Below are 20,924 nucleotides of genomic sequence, written 5' to 3' on the forward strand. Positions count from 1 at the left end.
TGGGTAATTTCTCCTTCCTTATTGGGAAATTGTGTTTTTTAGTATATAAATCCTACCAACGATAGTGAGCAAATGCTTTGTTTGCTTCAGCCATCTTATGAGTATCTTCACGTTTCTTAACAGCAGCACCAGTGTTGTTAGCTGCGTCAAGGATTTCGTTAGCTAAACGCTCTTCCATCGTTTTTTCTCCGCGAAGACGAGCATAGTTAACTAACCAGCGAAGTCCAAGAGTAGTACGACGTTCAGGACGAACTTCTACAGGAACTTGGTAGTTCGCACCACCTACACGGCGTGCTTTCACTTCAAGTACAGGCATGATGTTTTTCAATGCTTGTTCGAAAACCTCCATTGCATCATTGCCAGTACGTTCTTTAATGATATCGAATGACTTGTATAGGATTGTTTGAGACTTACCTTTTTTACCGTCGATCATCATTTTGTTGATTAGACGAGATACAAGCTTAGAGTTGTAAATCGGATCAGGTAAAACGTCTCTTTTTGCTACAGGACCTTTACGTGGCATCTGAATATCCTCCCTTCATCAATTATACGTTTATACGTTTATTATTTTGCTTTAGGACGTTTAGTACCGTATTTAGAACGGCCTTGCGCACGGTTTTCAACTCCAGCAGTGTCAAGCGCACCACGAACGATGTGGTAACGTACCCCTGGTAAGTCTTTTACACGTCCGCCGCGGATAAGTACAACACTGTGCTCTTGCAGGTTGTGACCGATACCAGGAATGTAAGCAGTAACCTCAATTCCGTTAGTCAAACGAACACGAGCATATTTACGAAGTGCTGAGTTCGGTTTTTTCGGTGTCATTGTACCAACACGAGTACATACCCCGCGTTTTTGTGGAGAAGATACATTAGTGTGCTCTTTTTTAAAGCTGTTGTATCCTTTGTTAAGTGCAGGAGACTTTGAGTTTTCTACTTTACTCACGCGTCCTTTGCGAATTAGCTGATTAATTGTAGGCATGTTTTGTTCCTCCCTTCATTACGTTTTATAACCCACATACCCAGGTGGTTCATCAATAGGCAAAAAACAATGTCTTTACACGAGAATAAATCTCACGCAAAAACAAAAAGTACGTTATAACATAATGGCAACAGCTGCTGCTCCTACTTCAATTCCGCAGGCTTTGCCGAGCTTTTTCATGGATTCAACCATTGAGACAGCAATCCCATTATCTTTCGCAAGTGTTATCACACTTGACGTAAGAATAGGATCAGCGTCTATTGCAACGACTACTTCCTTTACTGAACCTCGTTTTAGAGCTTTCACTGTTTGCTTCGTACCAATAATAATTGATTTGGCCTGTGATACTTTATCATAAGACATAAACATATCCTCCAAAGTAACAGGTTTATTTCGAGCACCTTGGTTATATTATCATTCTAGGAGACGAATGTCAACAAGGTATGACATTTTTTAGTTTCTATCTTCTCATAGAGTGATTTTTTTATTTAAATATGACTGCTGAAAGACTGTTTTGCAGTCTCTCAGCAGCATGATATCAGTTATTCAACCGGAACCATGTCCTCAGTCGGCTGAACATTTGAAACAGGTTTTACTTTTCGGTATTTCATCATTCCAGTACCAGCCGGAACAAGCTTACCGATGATAACATTCTCTTTCAGGCCGAGAAGTTCGTCACGCTTACCTTTGATCGCTGCGTCTGTAAGGACACGTGTTGTTTCCTGGAAGGAAGCAGCAGATAAGAATGAATCAGTTTCAAGAGAAGCTTTGGTAATACCGAGTAAGACAGGACGGCCTGTAGCAGGACGTTTGCCTTCCAGCAATACCTTTTTGTTCGCTTCAGTAAATTGGTGAATATCAAGTAATGAGCCAGGAAGCACATCAGTCTCACCGGCATCAATCACACGTACTTTGCGAAGCATTTGGCGAACCATTACTTCTACGTGTTTATCGCCGATTTCAACACCCTGCATACGGTAAACCTTTTGAACCTCATGAAGAAGATACTCTTGAACAGTAGTCAGGTCAGTCACTTTAAGAAGTTCCTTCGGATCGATTGAACCTTCTGTCAGCACTTGGCCTCGAGTAATTTTATCTCCTTCCGCTACTTTTAAGCGGGAGTTATATGGTGCCGTATAAGAGCGTGTTTCAACTGCGCCTTGAACCACAATTTCCTGCTGTTTGTCGCGAACTTCATTGATTTCAACGACTGTACCGTCGATTTCGGTAATTGTTGCCTGACCTTTTGGATTACGCGCTTCGAAAAGCTCTTGGATACGCGGAAGACCCTGTGTGATATCGTCTCCTGCAACCCCGCCTGTATGGAATGTACGCATTGTTAACTGTGTACCAGGCTCACCGATTGATTGGGCAGCGATGATTCCAACTGCTTCTCCGACTTCTACATCGGTACCAGTCGCAAGGTTTCGGCCATAGCATCGTTTACATACACCATGAGGCGTATTACATGTGAAGGCAGAACGGATCCACACTTCTTCAATGCCGGCTTCAACGATTTCAATCGCTTTATCTTCATCGATCAGTTCGTTTTCGTTTACAAGCACTTCACCTGTTTCAGGGTGTTTCACTTGTTTTCTTGCAAAACGGCCGATTAAGCGTTCTTCTAAGCGCTCAATGATTTCAGTGCCTTCTCTAAGCGGTTGAGCAAGGATGCCACGGTCAGTTCCGCAATCAGTTTCACGGATGATAACATCCTGTGCAACGTCAACAAGACGGCGTGTAAGGTAACCTGAGTCAGCAGTTTTAAGGGCGGTATCGGCAAGACCTTTACGCGCACCGTGAGTGGAGATAAAGTACTCCAATACTGTCAGACCTTCACGGAAACTAGATTTGATCGGTAACTCAATGATACGTCCAGCCGGGTTGGCCATCAGACCGCGCATTCCGGCAAGCTGAGTAAAGTTAGACGCGTTACCACGGGCACCAGAGTCACTCATCATGTAGATCGGGTTGAGCTCATCAAGTGATTTCATCAGTTTGCCTTGGATAACGTCTTTTGCAGAACTCCAGATAGAGATAACTCTCTCATAGCGTTCTTCTTCAGTGATTAGACCGCGGCGGAACTGCTTCATAACGTTATCAACTTTGCCCTGTGCTTCTTCAAGAATTTCTTGTTTATCATCGAGAACGACGATATCAGAAACCCCAACTGTAATACCAGCTTTTGTTGAATATCTGAAACCTAGGTTTTTCATGCGGTCAAGCATTTTAGACGTTTCCGTAATGTGGAATCGTTTAAAGATTTCCGCGATGATTTTACCCAGAATACCTTTTTTAAACGGTGCATTGATTGGCTGCTGTGCGATGGCAGCTTTTACATCGGCACCTTTTTCTAAGAAGAAACGGTCTGGTGTTTTCTCTTCAATGTTGCTCTTCGTTGGTTCATTCATGTAAGGGAATGATTCTGGAAGAATTTCATTGAAGACCAATTTACCGACAGTTGTAATTAACAATTTTGAGCGCTGTTCTTCGGTAAATGTCACGTTCTTAAGGGAGTTCGCTGCAACAGCCACTCTCGTATGAAGGTGAACATATCCGTTTTGATAAGCAAGAAGCGCTTCATCCGTATTCTTGAAGACCATACCTTCACCAACAGCACCAGCACGCTCCAGAGTCAGGTAATAGTTACCCAGTACCATATCCTGAGACGGTGTTACAACTGGTTTACCATCTTTAGGGTTCAAGATGTTTTGAGCGGCAAGCATCAAGATGCGTGCTTCAGCTTGAGCTTCTGCAGATAATGGTACGTGAACCGCCATTTGGTCACCGTCAAAGTCAGCGTTATAAGCTGTACATACGAGCGGGTGAAGACGGATTGCGCGTCCTTCAACAAGTGTCGGTTCAAACGCTTGGATACCTAATCTGTGAAGCGTAGGGGCACGGTTCAGAAGGACCGGGTGCTCCTTGATAACTGATTCTAGTACATCCCATACTTCAGGCTGTACGCGCTCAATTTTACGTTTCGCACTCTTAATGTTGTGAGCAAGACCCTTTTCAACAAGCTCTTTCATAACGAAAGGTTTGAAAAGTTCGAGCGCCATTTCCTTCGGTAATCCGCATTGGTACATTTTCAGATGAGGACCAACGACGATTACAGAACGTCCGGAGTAATCGACACGTTTACCAAGAAGGTTTTGACGGAAACGGCCTTGCTTCCCTTTCAGCATGTGAGAAAGAGATTTTAATGGTCTGTTACCAGGACCTGTTACAGGGCGTCCGCGACGGCCGTTGTCAATTAAAGCATCGACAGCCTCTTGAAGCATACGCTTTTCGTTTTGAACGATAATGCTAGGCGCACCAAGGTCTAAAAGGCGTTTCAAACGATTGTTACGGTTGATGACACGACGATAAAGGTCGTTCAAATCAGAAGTCGCAAAACGTCCGCCATCAAGCTGAACCATCGGTCTGAGCTCAGGAGGAATAACAGGAAGCACATCAAGGATCATCCAAGAAGGCTTGTTTCCTGAGTTACGGAAGGCTTCCAAAACTTCAAGGCGTTTGATCGCACGAGTACGACGCTGTCCTTGAGATGTTTTCAGCTCTTCTTTTAACATATCAACTTCTTTTACAAGATCGATATCTTGAAGAAGTTTATGAATCGCTTCCGCACCCATAGATGCTTGGAACTTATTACCGTACTTATCAAGATACGCACGGTATTCCTTTTCTGATAGAAGCTGTTTCTTTTCAAGCGGTGTGTTTGCCGGATCAGTTACAACGTAAGAAGCAAAGTAAATAACTTCTTCCAGTGCACGAGGCGACATATCTAACACTAGACCCATACGACTTGGGATACCTTTGAAATACCAAATGTGGGAAACTGGGGCAGCCAGTTCAATGTGCCCCATTCTCTCACGACGGACTTTAGCCCGTGTTACTTCAACTCCGCAGCGGTCACAAACTACGCCTTTATAACGAACTCGCTTGTACTTCCCGCAATGACATTCCCAGTCCTTAGTCGGTCCGAAAATGCGTTCGCAGAATAGACCGTCCTTTTCAGGTTTTAACGTACGATAGTTTATCGTTTCAGGCTTTTTCACTTCACCAAAAGACCATGAACGGATTTTATCCGGTGAAGCAAGACCGATGTTCATATACTCAAAATTGTTCACATCTAGCAAGGGGCCTACCTCCCTTTTTATCTTCGGATTAACCGATGTCACTTGCCTTTATAACTAGAGATTATTCTTTTGTTACTACATCGCGTTCAACGTCTGCAGATGCTGTTTCTTCCGGCTCTTCATCACCTGATAACGCCAGGCCGTCAGCTTGTTTTGCATCTTCTTCGTCTTCTAAATCTCTCATTTCTATTTCTTCTTCATCGCTAGAAAGGATTTTCACATCCATACCTAAACTTTGAAGTTCTTTAATTAATACTTTGAATGATTCCGGAACACCAGGTTCAGGAACGTTGTCGCCTTTAACGATGGCTTCGTATGTTTTCACACGTCCAACCACGTCATCAGACTTAACAGTCAGAATCTCTTGAAGAGTGTAAGCTGCACCGTAAGCTTCAAGTGCCCAAACCTCCATCTCACCAAAACGCTGTCCGCCAAATTGAGCTTTACCGCCAAGAGGCTGCTGCGTAACAAGTGAGTAAGGACCTGTAGAGCGTGCATGAAGTTTATCGTCAACCATGTGAGCCAGTTTAATCATGTACATGATACCGACAGATACACGGTTATCAAACGGCTCTCCGGTACGTCCGTCGTAAAGAACGGTTTTAGCGTCACGAGACATTCCGGCTTCTTCAAGTGTTTCCCAAACATCCTCTTCACGCGCTCCGTCAAATACCGGTGACGCAATGTGGATGCCGAGGTAACGAGCGGCCATACCCATGTGAAGCTCTAATACCTGCCCGATGTTCATACGTGATGGTACGCCCAGCGGGTTAAGCATGATATCAATTGGCGTGCCGTCAGGAAGATAAGGCATATCCTCTTCAGGAAGAATCTTAGAAATAACACCTTTGTTACCGTGACGACCGGCCATTTTATCCCCTTCAGAAATTTTACGTTTCTGAACGATATATACGCGTACTAACTGGTTTACACCTGGAGGGAGTTCGTCTCCGTCCTCACGGTTGAAGACTTTAACATCGTGAATAATTCCTCCGCCGCCGTGAGGCACACGAAGAGAAGTATCACGAACCTCGCGGGCTTTTTCACCAAAGATGGCATGAAGAAGGCGTTCTTCTGCAGTAAGTTCTGTTACACCCTTAGGCGTTACTTTACCAACAAGAAGATCTCCGTCTTTTACTTCTGCCCCGATACGGATAATTCCGCGGTCATCAAGATTGCGAAGCGCATCTTCACCGACGTTCGGAATATCGCGGGTGATTTCTTCAGGCCCGAGTTTAGTATCACGTGCTTCTGATTCATATTCTTCAATGTGAATAGATGTATAAACATCATCTTTCACAAGACGTTCACTCATGATGATGGCATCCTCATAGTTGTAGCCATCCCATGTCATGAAGCCGACCATTACGTTACGGCCAAGTGCAAGTTCACCAAGCTCCATAGAAGGACCGTCAGCAAGGATTTCTCCTTTTACCACTTCATCGCCGACACTTACGATCGGACGCTGGTTGTAGCAAGTACCTTGGTTAGAGCGGACAAATTTCAGCAAGCTGTATTTATCCAGGTTTCCTTTTACTTTTTGACCGTCTACTTCTTCATAGCGGCGAACCCAAACGTTTTTCGCTTCTACACGTTCAACGATACCAGGGTGTTTACAAATCACAGCGGCACCAGAGTCTTTACCTGATACGTATTCCATACCAGTTCCTACAAATGGCGCTTCCGGCTGCATCAAAGGCACAGCCTGACGCTGCATGTTCGCTCCCATTAGGGCACGGTTCGAGTCATCGTTTTCTAAGAACGGGATACATGCTGTCGCAGCAGATACTACCTGCTTAGGCGATACATCCATGTAATCAACACGGTTTCTAGGAACAACGGTGTTCTCTCCGCGGAAACGGGCTACAATGCTGTCATCCACAAACGCACCTTCGTCATCGAGTCGTGCATTTGCCTGAGCGACAACGTAGTTATCCTCTTCATCAGCAGTTAAGTAATCGATTCTTGGCGTCACTTTTCCTGTTTCAGGATCAACGCGGCGATATGGCGTTTCAATAAAGCCAAAACGGTTTACTTTTGCATATGATGATAGTGAGTTGATCAAACCGATGTTCGGTCCCTCTGGCGTTTCAATCGGACACATACGGCCATAGTGGGAGTAGTGAACGTCACGCACTTCCATTCCGGCACGCTCACGTGTCAATCCGCCCGGTCCAAGAGCCGACAGACGGCGCTTATGTGTTAATTCAGCAAGCGGGTTCGTCTGGTCCATGAATTGAGAAAGCTGAGAGCTTCCAAAGAACTCTTTAATGGACGCAATAACAGGACGAATATTGATCAGCTGCTGAGGTGTAATTGTATTCGTATCTTGAATTGACATTCTCTCACGAACCACACGCTCCATACGGCTTAAACCGATACGGAATTGGTTCTGGAGAAGTTCACCTACAGAACGTAAACGGCGGTTTCCAAGATGGTCAATATCATCTGTGTCGCCTACTCCGTGCAGCAAGTTGAAGAAGTAGCTGATAGAAGAAATAATATCAGCAGGTGTAATGTTTTTAATCTCTTCTTCAACGTAAGCATTGCCGATGACATTAATAACCTGTTCTCCTTCTTGATCAGTAGGAGCAAAGATCTTAATGGATTGAAGCGTTACTTCGTCCTCAACAACACCGCCGTTCGGATACAGCTTTCTGAAACCGATTCCGTTTTCTAAGTATGGCAGTACTTTATCAAGAGTTCTTCTATCAAGAATCTGACCTTTTTCAGCCAGGATTTCTCCTGTTTCAGGATCAACAAGTGTTTCAGCAAGTCTCTGATTAAAGAGGCGATTTTTAATATGAAGCTTTTTATTAATTTTATAGCGTCCTACATTGGCAAGATCGTATCGTTTCGGATCAAAGAAACGAGAATCAAGCAAGCTTTTCGCATTTTCCACTGTAGGCGGCTCTCCAGGACGGAGGCGCTCGTAGATTTCGAGCAGCGCTTTATCGCTGTTTTCTGTGTTATCTTTATCAAGCGTATTTCGCAGGTATTCGTTTTCTCCTACAAGATCAAGAATCTCTTGATCGGAGCCGAAGCCGAGAGCACGCAAAAGAACCGTAACCGGCAACTTACGTGTGCGATCAATGCGTACATAAACAACATCTTTCGCATCAGTTTCGTATTCTAACCATGCGCCACGGTTTGGAATGACAGTTGCGGTAAAACCTTTTTTACCGTTTTTGTCTACTTTACCACTGAAATATACACTTGGAGACCGAACAAGCTGGGAAACGATAACGCGTTCCGCACCGTTTATGATAAAAGTACCTGTATCTGTCATAATAGGGAAATCACCCATGAAGACATCTTGGTCTTTTACCTCTCCAGTTTCTTTGTTAATTAAACGAACCTTCACTCTTAGCGGAGCTGAGTAAGTCACATCACGTTCTTTTGATTCCTCTACAGGATATTTAGGCTCCCCTAAACTGTAATCAATGAACTCAAGAGAGAGGTTACCAGTGAAATCCTCAATTGGCGATATGTCTTGAAACATCTCTCTAAGACCCTCATCAAGAAACCACTGATAAGAAGAGGTTTGAATTTCAATGAGATTTGGTAATTCTAACACTTCGCTAATGCGAGCATAGCTTCTGCGCTGGCGGTGTCGTCCATACTGAACTAGTTGACCTGTCAACTGATTCACCCCTCAAATCATGCGTATTATATGTGTAATAAGCATTTCTTCCAAAGAAAGAAAGAAAACACTTTTACAAGACAAAAGAAAAAAGGGTTTCTAATTAAGAAAACCACATCCAAAAACAAATACCGATTTTATTAGCATTTCCATACTTGTATAATTTATACATAGATATTGACATTTCATCATATCAATCTAAATATATACATTGGCATTTTATAATATTAACATAGCCAAAATACCGAGTCAAACTTTTTTTGCTTTTATGATATAATAGCCTTTCTTTTTTTGAACGACAGAAACTTCTTCGAACAGTTCCTCAAGCTTTTCAATGGCAGAAGGCGCACCTTGTTTTTTCTGTATGACGATCCACAATTCACCTGAAGCTTTTAAGTGTTCAGCGCTTTTCTCAAAGATAGCATGGACAACTTTTTTTCCGGCTCGGATTGGGGGATTTGTAAGAATAGAAGCAAATGTTTGAGCAGAGTCAACGTTTGAAAACAAATCGCTTTGGTAAATCTCAACGTTTGTTATTCCGTTTTGTTCTGCATTTTCATTTGATAACTCTACGGCTCTTTCATTAACATCAATCATGTGGATGGTCCGGTCTTTAAAGTCGCCGGCCAGCGATAATCCAATCGGGCCATAGCCGCAGCCTACATCTAGAAAGCTGCCCTCAACTTCAGGCTCTTCAAAAGATTCGACCAGCAGGCGCGAGCCAAAATCGACTTCCTTTTTAGAAAAAACACCGCTGTCGCTGGTAAACGTAAACTCCTTGTTTCGAAGCCTAAAAGACCATGTTTGTTTGTTGCTTTTTACTGAAGGTTTTTCTGAATAATAGTGCTCACTCATTATTAGAACCTCCTTTTTTTCATAACTTAAAGAATGGCAAAGAAAAAGCCCGCCTCATAAAAGCGAGCTTCCCCTACAGGCAAGTGAAGATTACTTAACTTCTACAGAAGCGCCAACTTCTTCAAGTTTAGCTTTAAGCTCTTCAGCTTCTTCTTTAGCAATACCTTCTTTAAGTGGTTTTGGAGTGTTGTCAACAAGTTCTTTAGCTTCTTTCAAGCCAAGACCAGTGATTTCACGTACAACTTTGATAACTTTGATTTTTTGAGAACCTGCACCAGCAAGGATAAGGTCGAATTCGCTTTGCTCTTCAGCAGCTCCGCCTGCAGCAGCTCCGCCAGCTACAGCTACAGGAGCAGCAGCAGTTACGCCAAATTCTTCTTCGATTGCTTTTACTAGGTCGTTCAATTCAAGTACAGTTGCTTCTTTAACGGAAGCAATGATTTCTTCGATATTTAAAGCCATTTGTAATTCCTCCATTTGTTTTGATTTTTAAAGACTGATTAGATTAAGCGCCTTGTTCTTCCTTTTGATCTGCCACAGCTTTTGCAGCAAGAGCAAGGTTGCGAACTGGAGCTTGAAGTACGCTAAGCAACATAGAAAGCAAGCCTTCGCGTGATGGAAGTTCAGCAAGAGCTTTCACTTCTTCAACAGTAGAAACTTTACCTTCGATAACGCCAGCTTTGATTTCAAGAGCTTCATGCTGTTTAGCAAACTCATTAAGAACTTTAGCTGGAGCGACAACATCCTCAGTACTGAATGCAATTGCATTCGGTCCAGTTAAGACATCATTCAAACCATCAAGTTCAGCTTGTTCAACCGCACGGCGAGTCATTGTGTTTTTGTAAACTTTGAACTCAACGTTAGCTTCACGAAGCTGTTTACGAAGTTCTGTTACTTCAGAAACGTTAAGTCCGCGGTAATCAACGATGATCGTTGATTTGCTTTCTTTTAATTTAGAAGCAATTTCTTCAACAACAACTTTTTTTGTTTCAATTGCGCTGCTCATGGTTACACCTCCTGTAGATTCTTGTGTAACACTTATACCGTTAGGTGATCACGACTGAGAAACGGATTCCATATAAAAAGCCTCCATGAGACATGGAGGCTGTATATACAAGCATACGTAACGTAATAGCTGTGATAATATACACCTCGGTAGGATATTAAGCTGTTAAGCCCCTACTGTCTACGGTATAAATGATATATTATATTTTACAACATTTTGAATCATATCAGAATGTTGAATTCATGTCAATATTATTTTACGTTGAAAGTTGAAGCATCTACTTTGACACCAGGTCCCATAGTAGAAGTTACAGCAACGTTTTTCACGTAAACACCTTTTGCTGCAGCAGGTTTTGCTTTCAGGATTGTATCATACATTGTTGTGAAGTTCTCAACAAGTTTTTCATCCTCGAAAGAAACTTTACCGATAGGAACATGGATGTTTCCAGCTTTATCAACGCGGTATTCAACTTTACCAGCTTTGATTTCGCCGATTGCTTTTTCAACTTCGAAAGTAACTGTACCAGTTTTAGGGTTTGGCATTAAACCTTTTGGTCCAAGTACACGACCGATTTTACCAACTTCACCCATCATGTCAGGTGTAGCTACGATTACATCGAAATCGAACCAGCCTTGTTGAATTTTGTTGATGTAGTCAGTATCTCCAACGTAATCTGCACCAGCTGCTTCAGCTTCTTTCGCTTTTTCGCCTTTTGCGAAAACGAGAACGCGCTGAGTTTTACCAGTTCCGTTTGGAAGCACAACTGCTCCGCGGATTTGCTGGTCGTTTTTACGAGGGTCAACCCCTAGACGGAATGCAACTTCAACTGTAGCGTCGAATTTAGCTGTGTTTGTTTTTTTAACGAGAGCTACTGCTTCAGAAACATCGTAAGCTTTCGCACGATCTACAAGCTTAGCAGCTTCTGCGTACTTTTTACCTTTTTTAGCCATTTTAAAATTTCCTCCTTATGTGGTTATAGCGGAATAACCTCCCACGAATAAGGGTTGCGAACTTGTGAAAACTCGCAACCCGACAAGAAACAAATTAATCCTCGATTACAATACCCATACTGCGTGCAGTACCTTCAACCATGCGCATTGCCGCTTCAACGTCTGCTGCGTTTAAGTCAGGCATTTTCGTTTCAGCGATTTCGCGTACTTTATCGCGCTTAACGGTTGCCACTTTATTACGGTTTGGTTCACCAGAACCAGACTCAATTCCAGCTGCTTTTTTAAGCAATACTGCAGCAGGTGGAGTTTTTGTAATAAATGTAAATGAACGGTCTTCGTAAACCGAAATTTCAACAGGAATGATTAAACCAGCTTGGTCAGCTGTACGAGCGTTAAACTCCTTACAGAATCCCATGATATTAACACCGGCTTGACCTAGTGCAGGTCCAACTGGCGGCGCTGGGTTAGCTTTTCCAGCAGGAATTTGCAATTTTACAACTTTTACTACTTTTTTAGCCACGAGACACACCTCCTTAAGTCCGTGATGTGGTAATAGGGTAAACCCTCCCACTCAAGGTTTCATTCTTTATATGAATGATGAAATATCAAGCTAGCTGCCTTGGATAAGTCCAAGACGTACCTTTGCTATATTATCATTTATATATAGCAATTTCAAGTTTTTTCACATTACAATTTGTCGATCTGGGTAAATTCCAGCTCAACCGGCGTTTCACGGCCGAACATATTAACGAAAACTTTAACCTTGCTTTTATCGTAGTCAATCTCTTCAATTGATCCCGTAAAGTTGGCAAAAGGTCCGTCTATCACTTTCACTGTCTCTTTTAATTCAAAGTCAATGTCAGTTTTGCGTTCGTCCATACCCATTCTCTTCAGAATGGTTTCTGCTTCGCCAGGAAGAAGCGCCGTCGGTTTTGAACCAGAGCCGGCAGAACCTACGAATCCAGTAACACCAGGTGTGTTGCGGACAACATACCAAGAATCATCCGTCATGACGATTTCAACAAGGACGTAACCAGGGAATACTTTCTTTTTAACGACTTTTTTCTTGCCGTTTTTGATATCTGTCTCTTCTTCTTCAGGTACGACTACACGAAAAATCTTATCCTGCATCCCCATTGATTCAACACGTTTTTCCAGGTTGGCTTTTACTTTGTTCTCATAACCAGAGTACGTGTGAACAACATACCAATTCTTTTCCATTCTCTTCAGGACTGTCCAGTCCTTCCCTCCCCGCATTTGGTTTTAGTGTACTACCATAACGCTTCATGCAAAAAATAGGCGGTAAGCCTATGATAACTTTCATTTTTAACCCACAATAAAAAACCCGCTGAACGGGTTTTGGCAAGTGATATTATGATCTATTATAGCACGTATTGCTGATCATTATTCAACTATTAAACGAATTAATTGAGAAATTCCTGTGTCAAGGAGGGCAAAAAAGATAATAAAAAAGATAACTGTTGAAATAACCGTGATGGTATAGCGAGTTAACTCTTTTCCTTTAGGCCAGCTTACCTTTTTCATTTCTTTCCCAACATCTTTAAAGAATCTCATAATACGCATGTAAAAGACCTCCACAATTTAAAAGCGCAAACACTATTTTGTTTCAAGATGAGCTGTATGTGAATTGCAAGTACTGCAGTATTTCTTTACTTCTAATCGCTCAGCCGCTGATGCAGAGCTCTTCATTGTCGTATAGTTACGGTTTCCGCATGTCTTGCATGCTAACGTAATCTTTTTTCTCATGTCATTACACCTTTTTCTAAATAGACATTAGTTCTTATCTTAAGTAACATATCATAGTCAGAAAAATACTGTCAATATACCATAAATCCCTATTACAAACTGATCTCGCGAATTTCCAGGTACTTCTCCAGCTTGCGTTTGACTCGCTGAAGGGCGTTATCGATCGATTTGACATGGCGGTTCAGCTCATCTGAAATCTCTTGGTAGCTTCTTCCGTCTAGATATAATACAAGTACTTTTCTCTCTAAATCACTTAAAAGTTCTCCCATTTTCATTTCAATATCATCAAATTCTTCCTGATTGATAATCATTTCTTCTGGGTTTAACGTTTTCGCTCCCGAAATGACATCAAGCAGCGTTCGATCTGATTCTTCATCAAAAATCGGTTTATCTAATGAGACGTAGGAATTCAAAGGAATGTGTTTCTGGCGAGTAGCTGTCTTTATTGCGGTAATAATTTGGCGGGTAATACATAATTCTGCGAAAGCTTTGAAAGAGGTAAGCTTGTCCTCTTTGAAGTCACGAATAGACTTATAGAGGCCTATCATTCCTTCCTGAACAATATCTTCTCTGTCCGCACCTATTAAAAAATAGGATCTTGCTTTTGCACGAACAAAGTTTCGGTACTTCGTAATCAAGTAATCTAACGCATCACTGTCCCCAACATGAACCTTTTCAATGACCTGCTCGTCCTCCAACTGGCAAAACTGCTCTTTGTTGAATTTTCCCTTGTTGTTCTGTAGATTCACTCCGATCCCCCCGGCGCACGTAGATAGAAATATTATACATTACTGGACAAAAAAGCGTCAACTTAATCTAAGTCGCCCCTCCGCCATTTTTCAAACGTTTTCAAAATCTCTTCCGATAAAGCAATTTTACCCGCTGGCTTTTCGGAAGTGATCTTTCTTACCCGCCTTTCGATTCGCCTTTCTATCGCTTCTACCTCTCTCAAGAGCTCCCGGGCCGATTTTCGCAATGCCCCTTGTCCGAAAATCGCCCACTGCTCAGTGTAGTCAGAGGTCGCAACATGAATTTGAGTCGCAATGTTATTCAGATCCTGTGCCAGCTTTTCTATCCGCTCATCCGCAGTCTCATTTTCTTTTGTGAAAATCACTTCAACTCTGTGGTTAGTCTGTTTTTTCTCAATTCCCTTCACAAGATGCGCGTCAAATACGACAATAACCCTGTTTCCTGTATACGATTGATATTCCGCCATTTTCTGAATCAGTACGTCTCTCGCCTCTTCAAAACTATTCGCTTTTAAATCCTTCAGCTGCGGCCAGGCTCCAATCATGTTGTATCCGTCTACTAACAGGATATCCATTGATCATTATTCTCCCAGAGGGTTTCGCTTCCGGTAGACTTCATACATCAAAAGCCCCGCCGCTACAGATGCATTGAGTGAAGTAACTTTACCTGCCATCGGGAGTTTAATAAGAAAATCACATTTTTCTTTAATCAGGCGTCCCATTCCTTTTCCTTCACTTCCGATGACGAGAGCCAAAGGCATGCTGCCGTCCATTGTGCGGTAATCCTCCCGCGCGGATGCATCCGTTCCGACAACCCAGATTCCCCGCTCTTTCATTTCCTCTAGCGTTCGCGCCAAATTGGTGACCTTTGCGACTGGAATATGCTCAATTGCGCCTGTTGAAGCCTTTGCCACTGTAGTTGTCAGACCGACAGCTCTGCGTTTTGGAATGACAATGCCATGGGCGCCGACTGCATCAGCTGTTCTCATAATTGAACCGAGATTATGAGGGTCCTCAAGCTCGTCCAGAATGAGAAAGAAAGGCTGTTCATTTCTTTCCTCTGCCGCTTTATATAAGTCGTCCAGTTCCGCGTACTCATACGCTGCGACCTGCGCCACTACACCTTGGTGCTGCCCCGTCACCATTTGGTCGAGTTTTTTTCTAGGGACGTATTGAATGGTAATGCCCTGCTTTTTCGCGAGCTCAATCACCTGCTGTGCTTGTCCCTTTACGGTGTTTTCCGCCATCCACAGCTTATACAGCTTGCGATCTGATTTTAACGTCTCGATCACTGCATTTTTTCCTATGACGTAATCATGTTGCTGACTCATTTGTTTTCCTCCCTGACCGTTCCGAATTGTATAGCTTCAGCAACAAGCTGATTCAGTCTTTCTTCTTTTTTCTCAAGAAAAAGATAGCCCAGCAGTGCTTCAAATGCTGTACTATAGCGGTACGTCTGAACATCTGTATTTTTAGGTATCGTTCCCGACTTGGCATTTCTGCCTCTTTTCAGCACCGCTTCCTCTTCTTCCGTGAAAAAGGATTGATTCCGCAGAAAGAAAAGGATCTCAGCCTGTGACTTTGCCGATACGATCCGGCTTGATTTCTTGTGGAGATCATTTGGTTTGGTAAATCCCTGCTTAAGCAGGTGATGCCTCACATAAACTTCAAAAATGGCATCACCTATATAAGCAAGCGCAAGGCCGTTAAGCTGCTTTGAATCTTTTATCGTTTCAAAATCAAGCATCCGTTATTCTCCCCGTTTCCAGCGAGTGCCTTGAGCCGTATCTTCAAGAATGATATTCATGCTTTTCAGCTGGTCGCGGATCTGATCAGACAGAGCAAAATCACGATTGCGGCGCGCTTCATTTCTTTTTTCAATCAAATCTTCAATCTCTTGATCCAGAAGCTCCTGCTCACCCAGTGAGAAACCGAGGACAGAAACAATTCGGTCAAACATGTCAATAAACGCTGTAATAACGTGATCTGCCGTATGATCTTCCTGAAGATAATAGTTCGCATTCTTCGCCAAATCGAATAAAACAGAAATGGCATTCGCTGTATTAAAATCATCATCCATTGCTTCTTCAAATGCTGTTCGATGTTCTTCAATCTTTGCAAGCCATTTATCATCATCTTCTGTTAAATTCGTGCTGCTGTTTAAACGGTGCTGAAGGTTGCTGTACGCTGTTTTCAACCGGTTAAACGCGCTCTTTGTGTTCTCCAGAAGCTCTTCTGAATAGTTAATTGGGTGACGATAGTGAACAGACAGCATAAAGAATCTGAGCAGCTGCGGATCATGCTGTTTAATAATGTCATGCACAAGCACAAAGTTGCCGAGTGATTTTGACATTTTTTCATTATCGATATTGATATAGCCGTTATGAAGCCAGTATTTCGCAAATGTTTTGCCAGTCAGCGCTTCTGATTGAGCAATTTCATTTTCATGGTGAGGGAATGTTAAATCCTGGCCGCCTGCATGGATATCAATTTGATCACCTAAGTACTTTTTCACCATCGCAGAGCATTCAATGTGCCAGCCCGGACGTCCTTTCCCCCAAGGGCTATCCCAAGAGATTTCTCCTTCTTTAGCCGCTTTCCACAGAGCGAAATCAAGAGCATCTTCTTTTTTCTCGCCAACTCGGATGCGCGCGCCAGATCTCAATTCATCAATCGATTGCTGCGAGAGCTTTCCGTATCCCTCAAATGCTCTTGTTTTGAAATAAACATCTCCTTCAGATTCATAAGCATAGCCCTTTTTCACCAGCTGATCTATGAAATCAATAATCGCGTCCATGTTTTCCATGACGCGCGGATGAAGGTCCGCTTTTCTGCAGCCAAGAGCGCCCACATCTTCAAAGTATGCCTTAATAAAACGCTCAGAAATGGTCGGAACATCTTCACCAAGTTCATTTGCCGCTTTAATTAATTTATCATCTACATCTGTGAAGTTAGAGACATATTGGACATCGTAGCCTTTATACTCCAAATAGTTTCGAACCGTGTCATAAACGATGGCCGGACGGGCATTTCCAATATGAATATAATTGTAAACCGTCGGTCCGCACACGTACATTTTTACTTTTCCCTCTTCAAGAGGAACGAACGTTTCCTTCTGTCTAGTCAATGTATTATAAAGAGTGATTGTCATTTTTGATTAATCCTTTCTTTTCTGTCTTCAAGTTCCGTCTTCAGCTCTAAAATCTGCTGTTCCAAAGACTTAAACCGGTCAGCAACCGGATCGGGTAAATCCTGATGGTTTAAATCCCGTTTGATTTTCTTGCCGTTTTGCACGACAACCCTTCCCGGGATGCCGACAACTGTAGAGTAGTCCGGAACATCGTGCAGCACAACTGAACCAGCCCCTATTTTAGAGCCTTCACCGACAGTTATTGAACCGAGCACTTTAGCACCTGTCGCTATCAATGCGTCATCTTTAATTGTCGGATGCCTTTTTCCCCTTTCTTTCCCCGTTCCTCCGAGGGTAACCCCCTGAAAAACGGTTACGTTATTGCCGATTTCACATGTCTCCCCAATGACAACCCCCATCCCATGGTCTATGAAAAATCTTCTTCCGATCGTAGCCCCTGGGTGGATTTCAATTCCTGTAAAAAATCGGCTCACCTGAGATATAAGGCGTGCAAGGAAATAAAATTTTCGTTTATATAAAGCATGTGCAATCCGATGCGCCCATATAGCATGTAAACCGGAATAAGTTAAAATCACTTCAAAATAACTTCGTGCTGCAGGATCTTGATCGAACACCGTATCAATGTCTTCTTTGAGCATTTTAAAAAACACATGCTTCCCCCCATTCTACCCGCTATCATCTATCTATTTCCTCTAGACCCAATAAAAAAAGCGCCTCTGCATGTAAACATGACAGAGACGCTTTGACCGCGCGGTTCCACTCTGTTTGAAAAGCAGACTCCTGCTCTCCCAACTTCAGCCTGTAACGGCGGCGGCCGCCTTTGAATACTGGTTTCGAAAAACGTTCTTCAAAGGTCTTAAGGGCGCACTTCTAAAACCCGACTCCTGGATCTCTCTCAGCCAATGAAGATCCTTTCTGTATTGGTCTAAAGCTTTATACTCTTCCCTGTCAACAATCATCTATTTAGATATTTTTCAACCGCTGAATTGCAGATTCTTTTCCGATCAGTTCAATTGATTGAGGAAGCTCAGGACCGTGAGTTTGGCCTGTTACAGCAACACGGATCGGCATAAACAGTTTTTTCCCTTTATGACCTGTTTCTTTCTGCACTGCTTTGATAGAAGCTTTGATCTGGTCCGGAGTGAACTCCTCCAGCTCTTCAAGCTTCGCAGCGAATGTGCTGAGTACTTCAGGCACCTGTTCTTCTTCTAGAACAGCTTTTGCTTCTTGATTATACTCGATCTCATCCGTAAAGAACAAATCAGTCAGCTCAACAATTTCCGCACCGTAGCTCAATTGCTCATGATATAGAGAAATCAGTTTGCGAACCCATTCTTGTTCTTCAGGAGATAGTTCATTGCCAACTTTGCCGGCTTTTTGAAGATGCGGAAGCGTAAGCTCAACAACCTGATCAAGATCCAATTTTTTCACATATTGGTTGTTGACCCATTTTAGCTTATGCATATCAAACAGAGCTGGTGATTTAGATAAACGATTTACATCAAAAATTTCAATAAACTCTTCTTTTGTGAAAAGCTCTTCTTCTCCCACCGGCGACCAGCCCAGCAGGCCGATAAAGTTGAACAGCGCCTCCGGCAAGTAGCCAAGCTCTTTATATTGCTCAATGAATTGAATAATCGATTCATCACGTTTGCTGAGCTTTTTACGGCTTTCATTTACAATCAACGTCATGTGGCCGAACTGAGGAATATCCCAGCCGAACGCTTGAAAGATCATGATCTGTTTTGGTGTATTCGAAATATGGTCCTCACCGCGCAGCACGTGCGTCATTTTCATTAGATAGTCATCCACAGCTACTGCAAAGTTATAAGTCGGCGTTCCGTCTTTTTTCACAATAACAAAGTCGCCGATGCCATCAGATTCGAAAGAAATTTCACCTTTTACAATATCATTAAACGCAATGATTTTTCCTTCAGGGACACGGAAACGAATACTCGGCTTTCTGCCCTCTGCAAGGAATTTTTCCTGTTCTTCCTGAGTCAGATCTCTGTGCTTTCCGGAATAACGCGGCATCTCTCCGCGGGCAATCTGCTCTTCACGTTCTTTTTCAAGTTCTTCTTCCGTACAGAAACATTTATAAGCAAGCCCTTTTTCAAGCAGCTCTTCATAGTAAACCTTATAGATATCGTTACGCTCGGACTGACGGTATGGGCCGTACTCTCCGCCGACATCCACACTCTCATCCCAGTCGATGCCAAGCCATTTTAAATAGTTGAGCTGGCTTTGTTCTCCGCCCTCAATGTTGCGTTTTTTATCAGTGTCCTCAACACGAATAATAAACTTGCCGCCTTGGTTGCGGGCAAATAAATAATTAAAAAGCGCCGTTCTGGCATTTCCAATATGCAAATGTCCTGTTGGACTCGGTGCATAACGGACGCGTACTTCGTTTCCCATTTCAAATACTTCCTTTCATCTCATGTATGGCCTCAGGCTAAATGTATGCATCTATTCTACCACCAAATAGACCGAGCATCAAAACAAGTTAGCCTTTTTGTATCAGTACTGTGGCTTGAGCCGCTATTCCTTCCGCTCTTCCTGTAAATCCAAGCTTTTCGGTCGTGGTCGCTTTAACATTCACTTGGGAAACCTCTGCCTCAAGCCCTTCAGCGATTCTTTTTCTCATGTCTTCTATGTACGGCGCCATCTTCGGCTTCTGTGCAATGATCGTACAGTCAATATTTCCAAGTATATACCCTTTCTGTTTCACAATCCCCCAGACATGCTGAAGTAATTTAAACGAATCAGCATCCTTGAACTCCGGATCTGTATCCGGGAAATGCTTGCCGATGTCGCCCTCCCCGACAGCTCCGAGGCATGCGTCAGCAACTGTGTGCAATAATACATCCGCGTCAGAATGTCCGAGCAATCCTTTTTCATGCGGGATTTCAACTCCGCCGATAATGAGAGGCCGGCCCTCTACTAATTGGTGCACATCAAAACCTTGTCCGATTCTAAACATGATTATTCCCACTTTCTGCTTCCATGATAGCTTCAGCTGACGTTAAATCATCAGGAGTCGTCAGCTTAATATTTGTATAGTTACCTTCTACAACACGAACCGAACGGCCCTCCAGCTGTTCGACGAGACTGGCGTCATCCGTTCCTAAAAACCCTCTGCACTCTGCCTCAGCGTGAGCCTCCATCAATAAAGAAAGACGAAAAGCTTGTGGCGTTTGGACAGCCCACAAGCTTGAACGTTCAATCGTCTCACTGACTTCTAAATCTTGAACGCGTTTAATCGTATCTTTTACCGGAACAGCCAGGATGGCCGCTCCGGTCTGCTCCGCTTCTGCAATCAGTTCGTCAATCTGTTCATGCTTTATAAAAGGACGAGCGCCGTCGTGAACGAGGACAATCTTTTCTTGTTTAACGGCTTTGAGCCCTTTATAAACACTGTGCTGGCGTTCATCTCCGCCTGCTACAAGCTCGATAGCGGTTTGAAACGGATATTGGTTCAGCAATTGCTTAAAGTCGTCCCGTTCGCGCTCGTTAATCACCAAAATGATTCTGCCGCACGGACGATGGCTGTCAAACACCCGTAAAGTGTGAATGATAACCGGGTCTCCTTTCAGCTCGATAAACAGTTTATTTCTCCCTGCCTTCATCCGTTTCCCCTGTCCGGCCGCAAGAATTACCACATCATAATTCATTGTTCTTTC

The 20,924-nt window shown here is 43.1% G+C and carries 21 protein-coding genes, 1 pseudogene and 2 other annotated features; all 22 genes and pseudogenes read right to left on the reverse strand.

Annotated elements, in window-relative coordinates:
* Positions 1 to 52: 52 nt before the first annotated feature.
* On the reverse strand, positions 53 to 523 hold the full coding sequence (rpsG, locus tag ACQVGS_RS21460; protein ID WP_003225784.1) for a 30S ribosomal protein S7: 471 nt from the start codon (positions 521 to 523) through the stop codon (positions 53 to 55).
* A 41-nt stretch (positions 524 to 564) separates the two neighbouring features.
* Entirely contained in the window at positions 565 to 981 is a 417-nt protein-coding gene (rpsL, locus tag ACQVGS_RS21465) for a 30S ribosomal protein S12 (protein ID WP_003156445.1), read from the reverse strand.
* Positions 982 to 1,095: 114 nt separating this feature from the next.
* Positions 1,096 to 1,344, reverse strand: a complete 249-nt coding sequence (locus ACQVGS_RS21470; protein WP_491830585.1) for a 50S ribosomal protein L7ae-like protein — start codon at positions 1,342 to 1,344, stop codon at positions 1,096 to 1,098.
* A 179-nt stretch (positions 1,345 to 1,523) separates the two neighbouring features.
* Positions 1,524 to 5,123: a DNA-directed RNA polymerase subunit beta' gene (gene rpoC / locus ACQVGS_RS21475; RefSeq protein WP_044153421.1), complete on the reverse strand. Its 3,600-nt coding sequence runs from the start codon at positions 5,121 to 5,123 to the stop codon at positions 1,524 to 1,526.
* Between the two features lie 61 nt (positions 5,124 to 5,184).
* Positions 5,185 to 8,766: a DNA-directed RNA polymerase subunit beta gene (gene rpoB / locus ACQVGS_RS21480; protein WP_044153423.1), complete on the reverse strand. Its 3,582-nt coding sequence runs from the start codon at positions 8,764 to 8,766 to the stop codon at positions 5,185 to 5,187.
* A 249-nt stretch (positions 8,767 to 9,015) separates the two neighbouring features.
* On the reverse strand, positions 9,016 to 9,621 hold the full coding sequence (locus ACQVGS_RS21485) for a class I SAM-dependent methyltransferase (RefSeq protein ID WP_101861385.1): 606 nt from the start codon (positions 9,619 to 9,621) through the stop codon (positions 9,016 to 9,018).
* A gap of 90 nt (positions 9,622 to 9,711) precedes the next feature.
* Entirely contained in the window at positions 9,712 to 10,083 is a 372-nt protein-coding gene (rplL, locus tag ACQVGS_RS21490; protein WP_003156436.1) for a 50S ribosomal protein L7/L12, read from the reverse strand.
* Between the two features lie 43 nt (positions 10,084 to 10,126).
* Complete coding sequence (gene rplJ / locus ACQVGS_RS21495) at positions 10,127 to 10,627, reverse strand: 50S ribosomal protein L10 (RefSeq protein ID WP_044153425.1); 501 nt, start codon at positions 10,625 to 10,627, stop codon at positions 10,127 to 10,129.
* A gap of 64 nt (positions 10,628 to 10,691) precedes the next feature.
* Positions 10,692 to 10,831, reverse strand: a sequence feature (ribosomal protein L10 leader region).
* Between the two features lie 47 nt (positions 10,832 to 10,878).
* Positions 10,879 to 11,577 carry a 50S ribosomal protein L1 gene (rplA, locus tag ACQVGS_RS21500; RefSeq protein ID WP_003225765.1) on the reverse strand — a complete coding sequence of 233 codons (699 nt, stop codon included), beginning with the start codon at positions 11,575 to 11,577 and terminating at the stop codon, positions 10,879 to 10,881.
* Between the two features lie 94 nt (positions 11,578 to 11,671).
* Positions 11,672 to 12,097, reverse strand: a complete 426-nt coding sequence (rplK, locus tag ACQVGS_RS21505) for a 50S ribosomal protein L11 (RefSeq protein ID WP_003156430.1) — start codon at positions 12,095 to 12,097, stop codon at positions 11,672 to 11,674.
* Positions 12,098 to 12,264: 167 nt separating this feature from the next.
* On the reverse strand, positions 12,265 to 12,798 hold the full coding sequence (gene nusG / locus ACQVGS_RS21510) for a transcription termination/antitermination protein NusG (RefSeq protein ID WP_010332761.1): 534 nt from the start codon (positions 12,796 to 12,798) through the stop codon (positions 12,265 to 12,267).
* 183 nt (positions 12,799 to 12,981) lie between these two features.
* Entirely contained in the window at positions 12,982 to 13,161 is a 180-nt protein-coding gene (secE, locus tag ACQVGS_RS21515; protein ID WP_010327716.1) for a preprotein translocase subunit SecE, read from the reverse strand.
* 33 nt (positions 13,162 to 13,194) lie between these two features.
* On the reverse strand, positions 13,195 to 13,344 hold the full coding sequence (gene rpmG, locus ACQVGS_RS21520) for a 50S ribosomal protein L33 (protein WP_003156421.1): 150 nt from the start codon (positions 13,342 to 13,344) through the stop codon (positions 13,195 to 13,197).
* 92 nt (positions 13,345 to 13,436) lie between these two features.
* Complete coding sequence (gene sigH, locus ACQVGS_RS21525) at positions 13,437 to 14,093, reverse strand: RNA polymerase sporulation sigma factor SigH (RefSeq protein ID WP_003225758.1); 657 nt, start codon at positions 14,091 to 14,093, stop codon at positions 13,437 to 13,439.
* A gap of 62 nt (positions 14,094 to 14,155) precedes the next feature.
* Entirely contained in the window at positions 14,156 to 14,668 is a 513-nt protein-coding gene (gene rae1, locus ACQVGS_RS21530) for a ribosome-dependent mRNA decay endonuclease Rae1/YacP (protein WP_106021665.1), read from the reverse strand.
* 6 nt (positions 14,669 to 14,674) lie between these two features.
* Positions 14,675 to 15,424 carry a 23S rRNA (guanosine(2251)-2'-O)-methyltransferase RlmB gene (gene rlmB, locus ACQVGS_RS21535; protein WP_059336713.1) on the reverse strand — a complete coding sequence of 250 codons (750 nt, stop codon included), beginning with the start codon at positions 15,422 to 15,424 and terminating at the stop codon, positions 14,675 to 14,677.
* Positions 15,408 to 15,840, reverse strand: a pseudogene (locus tag ACQVGS_RS21540) (mini-ribonuclease 3). The gene rlmB and the pseudogene ACQVGS_RS21540 overlap by 17 nt, the downstream one beginning before the upstream one ends.
* 3 nt (positions 15,841 to 15,843) lie before the next feature.
* On the reverse strand, positions 15,844 to 17,244 hold the full coding sequence (gene cysS, locus ACQVGS_RS21545; protein ID WP_059352661.1) for a cysteine--tRNA ligase: 1,401 nt from the start codon (positions 17,242 to 17,244) through the stop codon (positions 15,844 to 15,846).
* Positions 17,241 to 17,894 carry a serine O-acetyltransferase gene (gene cysE, locus ACQVGS_RS21550; RefSeq protein WP_059336716.1) on the reverse strand — a complete coding sequence of 218 codons (654 nt, stop codon included), beginning with the start codon at positions 17,892 to 17,894 and terminating at the stop codon, positions 17,241 to 17,243. The genes cysS and cysE overlap by 4 nt, the downstream gene beginning before the upstream one ends.
* Positions 17,895 to 17,974: 80 nt before the next feature.
* Positions 17,975 to 18,205 (reverse strand) — a binding site (T-box leader).
* Between the two features lie 2 nt (positions 18,206 to 18,207).
* Positions 18,208 to 19,659 (reverse strand): glutamate--tRNA ligase, encoded by a 1,452-nt coding sequence (gene gltX / locus ACQVGS_RS21555; protein WP_044153440.1) that lies wholly within the window; start codon positions 19,657 to 19,659, stop codon positions 18,208 to 18,210.
* A gap of 88 nt (positions 19,660 to 19,747) precedes the next feature.
* The gene (gene ispF / locus ACQVGS_RS21560; RefSeq protein ID WP_198097889.1) at positions 19,748 to 20,224 is read right to left on the reverse strand and encodes a 2-C-methyl-D-erythritol 2,4-cyclodiphosphate synthase; all 477 of its coding nucleotides are present in this window, start codon (positions 20,222 to 20,224) and stop codon (positions 19,748 to 19,750) included.
* A complete protein-coding gene (ispD, locus tag ACQVGS_RS21565; protein WP_400152817.1) occupies positions 20,217 to 20,915 on the reverse strand; it encodes a 2-C-methyl-D-erythritol 4-phosphate cytidylyltransferase in 699 nt (232 codons plus the stop codon). The genes ispF and ispD overlap by 8 nt, the downstream gene beginning before the upstream one ends.
* Between the last annotated feature and the right edge of the window lie 9 nt (positions 20,916 to 20,924).

It is taken from the genome of Bacillus sp. SD127 (assembly GCF_058566445.1).